8 protein-coding genes are annotated in these 10639 nt (G+C 72.1%); all 8 read left to right on the top strand.

The window, feature by feature from the left end; all coding sequences use genetic code 11:
- Positions 1 to 1734, top strand: a 1734-nt coding sequence (locus AV521_RS27810; protein WP_305965191.1) for an ADP-ribosyltransferase, incomplete at its 5' end; no start/stop codon positions are given.
- 81 nt (positions 1735 to 1815) lie between these two features.
- A complete protein-coding gene (locus AV521_RS27805) occupies positions 1816 to 2178 on the top strand; it encodes a hypothetical protein (protein ID WP_256725696.1) in 363 nt (120 codons plus the stop codon).
- A gap of 5 nt (positions 2179 to 2183) precedes the next feature.
- Complete coding sequence (locus AV521_RS27800) at positions 2184 to 2903, top strand: DUF6508 domain-containing protein (protein ID WP_076091840.1); 720 nt, start codon at positions 2184 to 2186, stop codon at positions 2901 to 2903.
- A gap of 112 nt (positions 2904 to 3015) precedes the next feature.
- Positions 3016 to 3525: an HD domain-containing protein gene (locus tag AV521_RS27795; protein WP_076091838.1), complete on the top strand. Its 510-nt coding sequence runs from the start codon at positions 3016 to 3018 to the stop codon at positions 3523 to 3525.
- 32 nt (positions 3526 to 3557) lie between these two features.
- Positions 3558 to 3851, top strand: coding sequence for a hypothetical protein (locus tag AV521_RS27790; protein ID WP_023550737.1), 294 nt, complete (start codon positions 3558 to 3560; stop codon positions 3849 to 3851).
- 13 nt (positions 3852 to 3864) lie between these two features.
- Positions 3865 to 5220 carry a type VII secretion integral membrane protein EccD gene (gene eccD, locus AV521_RS27785; RefSeq protein WP_076091836.1) on the top strand — a complete coding sequence of 452 codons (1356 nt, stop codon included), beginning with the start codon at positions 3865 to 3867 and terminating at the stop codon, positions 5218 to 5220.
- 25 nt (positions 5221 to 5245) lie between these two features.
- Positions 5246 to 6598: a MinD/ParA family protein gene (locus AV521_RS27780; RefSeq protein WP_256725695.1), complete on the top strand. Its 1353-nt coding sequence runs from the start codon at positions 5246 to 5248 to the stop codon at positions 6596 to 6598.
- 48 nt (positions 6599 to 6646) lie between these two features.
- Complete coding sequence (eccCa, locus tag AV521_RS27775) at positions 6647 to 10624, top strand: type VII secretion protein EccCa (protein WP_076091834.1); 3978 nt, start codon at positions 6647 to 6649, stop codon at positions 10622 to 10624.
- Positions 10625 to 10639: the final 15 nt, after the last annotated feature.

Here is a 10639-nt window from a genome sequence, read left to right as displayed (position 1 = left end):
AGGGTCATCGACCCGATGACGTATGTGATGAAGGGCGCGGGCGCGGGCCTGTCGAAGATCGGCGACATCGCGAAGAACATCAAGGGCATCGGGAAGATCGACATCCCGACCCTCCCCGATGGCTCCGTGCACATCCCGGACGGTTCCGTGCACCTGCCCGACGGCCATGTCCTGGAACCGAACGGCAATCTCCTCGACCACACCGGCAACGTCGAGACGACGTCGATCCCGAAGCAGGTCGCCCCCGGGCTCCCGTCCCACTGGACGCTCCCGGCCCCGGAACCGGCGGGCGTACCCCATGTGGCGGACAGCGCCGGCCACGGGGCCTTCCCGCACACGGCGGACGGCGTGTACGGCGGCATGCCGTCGGCTGCGAACGACGGCATCCACGGCGGGATCCCCCAGCCCGTGAGCAACGGCGTTCACGGCGGGATGTCACACGTCCCCGACAGCGGCATCCACGGCGGAATCCCGAACCCCGTCGGCAACGGCATCCACGGCGGCATCCCGCACGTGCCGGACAACGGCATTCAGGGTGGCATCCCGCATGTGCCGGACAACGGCATCCACGGTGGGGCTCCGCACGTGCCGGACAACGGCATTCACGGTGGGATGCCGCATGTGCCGGACAACGGCATCCACGGTGGGGCTCCGCATGTGCCGGACAGCGGTATTCAGGGCGGGGTTCCGCATGTCCCGGACAGCGGAATCCACGGCGGCATCCCGCACGGCACAGGCGACGCGGTCTCGGCGGGCGAGCACGCCGGTACGACGCCTTCGGCGTGGTACCACGCCGGCCCGACGGCCCCCACGCACGACCTGCCGCACACCACCCCGCACGACACCCCGACCGTCCCGCACCCCGGCGGCCACGACGCCCCCGGCGTCGGCGGCCACCCGGACCACGGAGCTGGTCACGACGGCACCGGTCACGACGCCGGGCACGTCGGCGACCACGGCGGCCTCGGCCACGACGCGGCGGACATCGCCGGGCACGACGGCGCCGACGCGGCTGCGCCGGGGCACTCCGGAACGGACGTACCGGGGCACGGCGGGGCCGGGGAGCCGTTCGAGTACAAGCCGCATATGTCGGCGGACGACTTCGACAACCTGGCCACCGACGCTGAGCGGCACGCGGCGGCCACGGCGGAACTGGAGCGGGGGACGAACCCCTGGCCCAGCAGCAGTAACGGGGCAGGAAAGGCGTACGGTGACGCGCACTGGAACGACTTCCTGGACAACCTCGACCCCAAGGCCAAGGATGCGCTGGAAAGGTACAGTAGTTTCTACTACAAGCACATCAATGGCCAGCTGAGGGATTTCGATCTGCATGGCCCCGCCGCGGCTCTGGAGCCCAGTGTCCAGGACATGGTCGACAACATGGACCGGGTCATGGGTGACCGCCCTGTACCCGAAGACATCATGGTCGTCCGAGGCACCGGGATTGATCACCTCGATCTGGACTCGCCGCTTGAGATGGAGGGCAACAGCTACCATGACGCTGGCTTTCTGTCCACGTCGCTCGGTAAGGACGCTGCTTTCGACTACAAGCCGGTGATCCTGCACCTGCGTGTGCCGAAGGGTGCACCCGCTCTGTGGATCGACCACATCTCCGTGAACAAGGGGGAGCGGGAATTGCTCCTCGCCCGCGATACGCGCTACCGGGTGACGCGAGTGTTCCAAGACACGACGGGTCAGTACCACGCTTACGGAGAAGTACAGCTGAGGCCGTAACCTCACTGAGGTCAGGCGCAGATAGAGGAATGTGACTTCATGAGCAGTGAACGACCCATCAATTCACGCTTTGAAGAAGACGTGAGATTCGTGGAGTTGCCCGGCGGTCCGGCGCGGTACCGGGACAGGACCGACAAGCCGGTGCAGTACTTCACGGTCGTCGAAAAGCAGAACGGCGCGGTCCTTGGATACGTATGGGGCAGCGACGAGGGTGATGCCGCCGCGTATGTGCCGAGGCAGGCCGCGGGCCCTGTGGGGGTGAACGCGGGCATGCCCTGGATCCGGCGGCTGCGTGAAGCCAAGGCGCGGGGTATCCGCCCGTCCCAGGCCCTCGCCGAGTTCCTGGCCGGACCGGAGCCCGGTGGCAAAGGCCGTCCTCTGCCGGGCTCCCTCACCGACGCCCCGAACTCCGCAGCGGTCAAGGCCCTCGCCCAGGAACCGTGATTCGCGTGCAGCACCCCGTCCAGTACATACCGGTCGAAACCCCCGGCGGCGAAGTCGTCGGGTACGTCTGGGCCGACTACGCGGCAGGCACACTGGAATGGACCCAGCGCGCCGCGAGTGGAGCCGACGGGTATCGGCTCGGGCAGGAATGGGCGGCCAAGGTGGCGGAGACCCGTGAGCGGGGCCTCCCCCTGGCCGGCGCGCTGACCGAGCTCGCTCGCGCCGCCGGTACTGGGCCCCCGGTCGACGTCTGTGGCGCGGAGGCCGTCGAGGAACTCGCCCGCACCGTCACCGAGGCCGACGACCGGCGTCTGCTCGCCCAGCTCGACCACGGCAACGCCGAAGCCTGGCAGGAACTGGCCGACGCCTACGCCGCCCTCACCGACGACGACCGTGATGTCCGCTGGGGCGGGGGCGAGAAGAACGCGAACGGTGCGATCCAGATGGCGTATCCGCTCTACAGCAGGCCGCTGTGGCGGGTCGTCGCGGCGCTGTGGGGCATCGGTGCCGTCACCCCGGAGCACCGCCTGAGCGCCAGCGCCGATCCCACGGTGCCGCCCCGCGGACGCCTGCGCCCCGCGGACGCCGTACGCGCCGCCACCCTCCTCGCGGCCGGCGAGCGCATCAGCGAGGGGACGGTGGACGAGGCCGTGCGGTCCGGTCTGTTCGACGCCATGGTCGTGGCGCTCCTCGCGTGGCACGCCGCACAGGCCTCGGCCTCCTAGGTGTGCAGGTTCTGCGGAGGTTTGCCTGTCGTTCCCGGCAGCCCGGCCGCCCCGGGTGTGCCGGTCGCGCATCCATGTTCTATGTTGCACGGGCAAGTGAGGGGGACACTGGATGTCGTACGACGGGCCGCCCGCTTCGGTCATGACGCTCGCCGAGGTCGAGGCCGTCGCCCGGGCCGCGCACGCCGCACAGCGGGACAAGGCCGGCCGGCCCTATGCCGAACATCTGCAGGCCGTCGCCGACGGCGTACGCGCCCGCGGTGGCGGTGACGAACTCGTCGCCGCCGCCTGGCTGCACGACGCGGTCGAGGACGGCGTGCTCAGCGAGGAGTGGCTGGCTGCGGCCGCGCTCACGCCGTGCACCAAGGACGTCGTACGGGCTGTGAGCAAGCGGCCGGACGAGGAGCCGCGGGCGTACGCGGAGCGGATCCTCGCCACCCCGGGCGCACGGCTCGTCAAGGCGGCCGACCTCGCGCACAACGCCGACCCGCACCGGCTGGCCGCTCTCGACGAGGCCACCGCACGGCGGCTGACGCAGAAGTACGCCACCATGCGGCAGTACCTCGGCCTCACCTCCGAGAGCCGTGAAATCCCCGGTACATCCGAAATCTCCGACGACTGACCCACAGAGAGCACAGGCACAGGACCAACTCAATGGCACGGGACTACGACAGCCAGCTGCTGGAGTCGGTGGCGGTACGCCGGCGCCGGATGCGCGACGCGCTGCTCTTCGGCGCGCAGCGCGCCCGGCGCTCCGCGGACGAACGGCTCGGCAAGGTGTTCGCGGGCATCGCCATCGCGGCCGTACTGTGCGCCGGATGCGTCGGATGGTCCTTCCTGCAGCACACCCTGGCCAAACAGAAGCAGCAGCAACAGCAGCAGGAACAGCAGTACGGCACCCCCTCCGCACAGCCGTCCTCGGCATCCTCGGCCTCAACTTCGCGATGATAGGTTCCGGTAAGTGGTGAGCACAGCAACGACGTCCCGGACGCAACTGAGCCGGGTCACGCTGGTCGGTGAGCGTCGGCGTGCCGACATCGTCCTGCCGTCGGACACCCCGATCGGCCATCTGCTGCCCGACATTCTGCAGTTGCTCGACGACCGGGCAGCCGCGCGGCCCATGACCCGGCAGCTGATCACCTCCGACGGCTCGGTACTGCCGCACGAGGCCACCCTGTCGTCGGCCGAGGTACCCGACGGCGCCGTCCTCCAGCTGGTGCGCGCCCATGCCGCGCCGCCCGCGCCCGTCGTGCACGACGTCACCGACCAGGTCGCCGACGACCTCGATCTGCGCTCCTGGCGCTGGCGGCCCGCCGCCCGCCGGGCCAGCGCCGGGGTGGCCACCGTGGTGTTCGCCGTGGCCGCGGCCCTGCTGGCCCGGCACGAGTTCGCGCTCAAGTCCGTCGGCGCCGCGCTCGCGGCCGTCGCCGTCCTGTCCCTGGCCGCCGGCGCGCTCGTCGCGAAGATCGGCGACGGCAACCGCGGGCTCGCCACGGTGCTGCTGCTCGCCTCCGGAGGGCTCGGGGTGCTCGCCGTCTGGACCGCCGCCGACGCCTACGGCTGGTCAGGACCGGCCCGGCTGGCCGGGGTCGTCGCGGCGCTGGTGCTCACCCTGGTGCTGCTCGCCTACTTCTCGCCGCTCGGCCGAGGCGCGCTCATCGGGGCCGGCGCGAGCGCCTGCGTCGCCGTGGTGTGGGAGGCCGTCGCCGCCGTACAGGACCGGCCGGACCGGCTCGGCGCGGTGATGGCCGTGTCCTCCGTCGTGCTGCTCGGCCTGCTGCCCCGGTTCGCGCTGATGGCCTCGGGGCTGACGGGACTCGACGACCAGCGCTCCTCGGGCGCCTCGGTCAGCCGCCACCAGGTCGCCAACGCGCTCGCCGCGACCCACCGCGGGCTCGCGCTGGCCACCATCGCCACCGTCGTCTCGGCCGCCGCAGGCGGCTGGCTGCTGACCGCGACCGGGCGGCCGACCGTGTGGACGGTGGCCCTCACCTCGCTCACCGCCCTCGTGCTGCTGTCCCGGGCCCGGGCCTTCCCGCTGGTCGCCGAGGTCGTGGCGCTGTTCGGCGGGGCCGCGCTGCTCGTCGTACGGCTCGCGGTGGTGTGGGCGGACCACGCGGGCGGCGCCGGGGCGCTGGTGCTGCTGTGCGCCGCGGCGGCGCTGCCGCTGCTGGTCCTCGCGATCCAGCCGCCCGAGCATGTGCAGGTACGGCTGCGGCGGATCGGCGATCTGATCGAGTCCGTCGGCGTGATCGGGCTCTTCCCGCTCGCCGTCGGGGTGTTCGGCATCTATGGGCAACTGCTCAACAAGTTCTGAGGCCAGGGCAGGAGTGAAGGGCGACATGCCGAACGGGGACAACTGGCAGAGCGACGTGATGCGCGACCTGAGGGGCGGCACGCCCCAGCAGCCCGCACCGGAGCAGCAGCAACAACAGGGAGCCGGTGACCCGGGACAGCCGGGCTCACCCGCGCAGGGTCCCGCCCCGGCGTACGGCTACCCGCAGCAGCAGGCCTACGGCGACCCGTCGGGCCAGTACCAGCAGCAGGGCTACGCCGGCCAGCAGCAGTACGCGGAGCAGCAGCAGTACGGCCAACAGCAGCAGCACGCCGAGCAACAGCAGTACACGGAACAGCAGCAGCACTACGCGGAACAGCAGCAATACGCCGAGCAACAGCAGTACGCCGAACAGCAGCACTATGCCGAGCAACAGCAGCACGCCGCTCGGCAGCAGGCCCAGGCCCGCCCGCAGCAGGCGCCCGCCGCCCGCCGCGGCACCCCCGACTCCCGGCCGGTGCTCGACAAGCGGATCGCCTCCGCCGCGCTGAAGCCGCGCCGCGGTGAGGCGTTCAGCGCCCGTGCCCTGCGCGCCGTACGCCGTACCGTCGCCTCCTCGGCGGCCCGTGAGGTCGCCGACACCGCGGCGACCGCCGAGGTGCTGCAGCAGGCGGTCACCACCGGCCGGCAGATCGCGGTGACCTCCATCCGCGGCGGCTCCGGCAAGACGACCGTCGCCGCACTGCTGACCGCCACCTACGCCCACTACCGCCAGGACCCGGTGCTCGCCGTCGAGGCCGACCCGGCGCTCGGCTCGCTGCCGCTGCGGCTCGGCGCCGAGTCACTGCGCTGGACCACCGGCGACCTCGCCGCACTGGTGGAGCCGCAGATGTCGCTGCTCGACGTCACCGGATATCTCGTTCAACTCCCCGGCAACGCCTGGCTGTTGCCCGGCAGCCAGGGCCAGGTCGGCGCCATGCTCGACACCAAGGGCTACGAGCGGGTCATGGTGGCGCTGCGCCGCTACTTCGGGGTGACCGTCGTCGACTGCGAGACCCTGCCCGCCGAGGTCGCCCGCACCGCCCTGTCCGCCGCACAGGCCCGGGTGCTCACCGTGCCCGCGACGCTGGAGGGCGTCGCCAGCACCCGCGCCGTCCTGGAGTGGATGCGCAATCTGCCCCGGCATGTGCTGGCCTCCACCGTCGTCGTCCTCACCGAGGTCACGCCGCACCCCGGCCTCGACCTCGACAAGGCCACCGAGGAACTGACCGCGGCCGGAGTCACCGTGGCGGTCCTGCCCTACGACCGCCACCTCGCGGCCGGCGGCACCATCCGCACCGATCTCCTCGCCCGGGCCACCCGGCAGTCCGCCACCCGTCTGGCCGCCGACGTCTTCCAGCTCTCCCAGAAGCAGCGCTGACCGCCCGACAGGAAGGGACCCGAGGAACTCAAGGACGAGGCAACGAAGATGAGCACCCGACTGATCCACCGCCCCGCGCGCACCACCCGGCCGCCGGCCGCCCCCGAGCCGCGCACCATAGAGGCGCCGCCCAACCTGCCCGAGGGCAAGGCCGGCTCCATCATGCACTCGCTGCTGCCCGTCGCCGGGGTCATGTCGTCCGTCGTGATGATGACCATCGTGCGCAACAGCCAGTTCGCCGGGCTGGGCGCGATCATCCTCGTCGTCACCCTGGCCGGCTCCCTCGCCATGGCCTTCTCCCAGCGCGGCAAGGCCCAGCGCACCCGCCGCACCCAGCGCGAGGCCTACCTGGCCTACCTGGAGGACCTGCGCGAACAGCTGGCCAAGGAGGAGCGCGAACGGCGCGAGCGCGCCCAGGTGCTCAATCCGCCGCCGGACGCGCTGTACGACATCGTGCGCGACCCCGCCCGGCTGTGGGAGCGGCGCCGGGTGGACGGGGACTTCCTGCGGGTGCGGGTCGGCACCGGCCAGATGCCGGTACGCGATCTGAAGGTCGCCCAGCAGGGCTCGTCCGTGCTGACCCCGCCCGACCAGTTCATGCTCAACGAGGCCTCCGCGCTGTCCGCCCGCTTCAGCACCGGCACCGAACTCCCGCTGACCGTCCCGCTCGACCGGGTCGGCAACATCAGCGTCATCGGCCCGCGCGAGGACACCCTGCGGGTCGCCCGCGCGCTGCTCGTCCAGGCCGCCGCCACCCACGCGCCCGACGACGTGGCCATGGCCGTCGCGGCCCCCGGCGACCGGGTGGCCGACTGGGAGTGGGCCAAGTGGCTGCCGCACATGCTGGACGCCGAGCAGTTCGACGGCCCGGTCGCCGCCCGCCGGATCGCCCCCTCGCTGCCCCAGCTCGCCCGGCAGATCGGCGGTGAGCTGGGCCGCCGCGCCTCCTACGCGGCCGAGGTGCGCCGCGGTCTGTCCGGCAAGGACGCCCTCGCCATGTCCTCCCGGCTCCTCGTTCTCGCCGACGCGCACGGCGACGACGCCGTCGACCTGCCGCGCCCCGACGACGCGGTCGGCCTGCGGGACATGGGCGTCACCGTGCTGCACCTGCTCGACGAGCGGGTGCAGGAGCCCGGCAGCGTCGGCGTGCGCATCACCGTCGACGGTGCCCGGATCGTCATCGAGGACCTGCGTGAGGCCGAGCCGATCAGCGCCCACGGCACGGTCGACGAGGTCGGCACCGCCCTCGCCGAGGGCCTGGCCCGGATGCTCGCCCCGCTGCGGCTGTCCGCGGAGTCCCTGGTCGACGCCCCGCTGACCGGCCCGGTCGACTTCGCGGAGCTGCTCGGCATCGACGACGTCGCCCAGCTCGACCTGGCCCGGCTGTGGGCGCCGCGCGCCGAACGCGCCTTCCTGCGCGTCCCGATCGGCGTCAGCGACAGCCATGAACCCGTACTGCTCGACCTGAAGGAGTCCTCCGAGCTGGGCATGGGCCCGCACGGCCTGTGCGTCGGCGCCACCGGCTCCGGCAAGTCCGAGCTGCTGCGCACCCTCGTCCTCGCGCTGGTCGCCACCCACTCGCCGGAGGACCTCGCGCTGGTCCTCGTCGACTACAAGGGCGGCGCCACCTTCGCCCCCTTCGCGGACCTCCCGCACGTGGCGGGTGTGATCACCAACCTGGAGAACCAGGCCGGTCTCGTCGAACGCGTCCACGCCTCGCTCGCCGGCGAGGTCAAGCGGCGCCAGCAGGTCCTCAAGGAGGCGGGCAACGTCGCCGACATCGGCCACTACGCCGCCCTGCGCGCCGAGAAGCGCCCCGACCTCGACCCGCTGCCCCACCTGTTCGTCGTGATCGACGAGTTCGGTGAACTCCTCACCGCCAAGCCGGACTTCATCGACCTGTTCCTGTCCATCGGCCGTATCGGCCGCTCCATCGGCGTGCACCTGCTGCTGTCCAGCCAGCGCATCGAGGGCGGCAAGCTCAAGGGCCTGGACACCTATCTGTCGTACCGGCTGGGCCTGCGCACCTTCTCCGCCGACGAGTCCCGCACGGTCCTCGACACCACGGACGCCTTCCACCTCCCGCCGCTGCCGGGCTTCGGCTACCTCAAGGTGGACACCAGCCACTACGAGCGGTTCAAGGCCGGCTATGTCTCCGGCGCCTACCGCGGCCCCGTCCAGCGGGACACCGAGGACACCGGGCCGCTGGCCCTGGCGTACACGACGTACAACTCCCTGGGCCAGGAGGACAGTTCGGGACCCGCCGAGCCGCAGATGCGGCGCCGGGAGACCGGGCCGACCGAGATGGGCGTCATGGTCCGGCAGCTAGAGGACGCCGGCGCCCGGCCCGTACGCCAGATCTGGCTGCCCCCGCTGCCCGACGGCGTCGCCCTCGACCAGGTCGCCGGGCCCGTCGAGGTGGGCCCGCGCGGCATGCAGCTCGCCCGGCGCCGCGGCCCGCTGCAGGTGCCGCTGGGCATCCTGGACGACCCGACCCGGCAGTGGCAGGGCCAGTGGTACCTGGACCTCACGATGGCGGGCGGCCACGCGGCGGTCATCGGCGGCCCCCAGTCCGGCAAGACCACCCTGCTGCGCACCCTGGCCCTGTCCCTGGCGCTCACCCACACCCCGCAGGAGGTCGGCATCTACGGCCTCGACCTGGTCGGCGGCGGTCTGCAGGCGCTCTCCGGTCTGCCGCACGTCGGCGGGGTGGCCGGCCGGGCGGACCGGGAGCGGTGCGCCCGCACCATCGACTCCGTGCGCGGCATGCTCGACCAGCGCGAGGATCTGTTCCGGCTGCACAACGTCGACTCCCTGGAGCAGCTGCGCACCCTGCGCGCCGCGGGCCGCGTCCCCGAGCTGGCCTCCACCGAGATCGTGCTGCTCATCGACGGCTTCGGCGCCCTGCGCGACGACTTCGAGGAACTCGACGACGCGGTCGGTGACATCCTCAAGCGCGGCAGCGGCTACGGCATCCACGTGGTCGCCGGCATGCTGCGCTGGAACGACGTGCGTATCGCCGCCCAGTCCCAGTTCGGCACCCGGGTGGAGCTGAGGCTGAACGACCCCGGCGAGTCCAGCATCGAGCGCAAGCTCGCCCAGACCCTCGCGCCCGAGGAGAAGGGCCGCGTCCTCACCGACGGCAAGCTCTTCGCCCAGGTCGCCCTGCCCCGCACGGACGGCGTCGCCGACACGGCCGACCTCGGTGCGGTCCTGGAGCGCACGGCCCGTACGATCCGCGCCACCTGGACCGGCGAGACCGCCCAGCCGGTCAGGGTGCTGCCGCACGTCCTGGAGCCGCACCTGCTGCCCGGACCGGCGACCGAACCGCGCCGGGTCCCGATCGGCCTGGACCAGACCCAGCTGGCGCCCGTCCTGCTCGACCTGTTCCAGCACGACCAGCACTTCGTGATCATGGGCGACAGCGAGTGCGGCAAGACCAACCTCCTCAGGGCCGTCGCCGAGGGCCTGATCGAGCGCTACAGCGAGGACGAACTGGTCTTCGGCGTCATGGACCCGCGGCGCGGGCTGCGCGGCGCCATCCCGGAGGAGTACCGGGGCGGCTACGCCTACAACGCCAAGCTGTGCGCGGGCCTGTCCGCGGGCATCGCCACCGAACTGGAGAAGCGGCTGCCCGACGACGGCGCGGACGGCGAGGACCTGGAACCGGGCAGCTGGGGGTCGGGCCCGCGGATCGTGATCCTGGTCGACGACTACGACGTCCTGACCACCGCGGGCCAGCAGCCGCTCGCGCCCTTCCTGCCGTACATCCCCTCGGCCCAGGACATCGGCCTCCACTTCGTCCTCACCCGCCGGGTCGCGGGCGCCTCACGCGGCCTGTACGAGCCGCTGCTGCAGAGCCTGCGCGAGTCCGGTGCCTCGGCGCTGGTGATGGCGGGCGACCGCAGCGAGGGCCAGCTCTTCCCCGGTGTGTACGCCGGTCAGCAGCCGCCCGGTCGCGGCGTCCTGGTCCGCAGGGGCGAGCCGAGCCGGCTCATCCAGACCGTTTACACGGGGAACCGGTAGGCGGGGAACAGGTAA

Source organism: Streptomyces sp. IMTB 2501 (assembly GCF_001953885.1).
In the GTDB taxonomy this organism is placed as follows: Bacteria; Actinomycetota; Actinomycetes; order Streptomycetales; family Streptomycetaceae; genus Streptomyces.
The sequence above is the reverse complement of the archived record's forward strand: the minus strand, read 5'-3'. Positions and strand labels throughout refer to the sequence as shown.

Coding starts and splice junctions, on each gene's coding strand:
- AV521_RS27795 (WP_076091838.1), top strand. CDS start 3,016: ATGTCGTACGACGGGCCGCCCGCTTCGGTCATGACGCTCGCCGAGGTC.
- AV521_RS27790 (WP_023550737.1), top strand. CDS start 3,558: ATGGCACGGGACTACGACAGCCAGCTGCTGGAGTCGGTGGCGGTACGC.
- AV521_RS27780 (WP_256725695.1), top strand. CDS start 5,246: ATGCCGAACGGGGACAACTGGCAGAGCGACGTGATGCGCGACCTGAGG.
- eccCa (WP_076091834.1), top strand. CDS start 6,647: ATGAGCACCCGACTGATCCACCGCCCCGCGCGCACCACCCGGCCGCCG.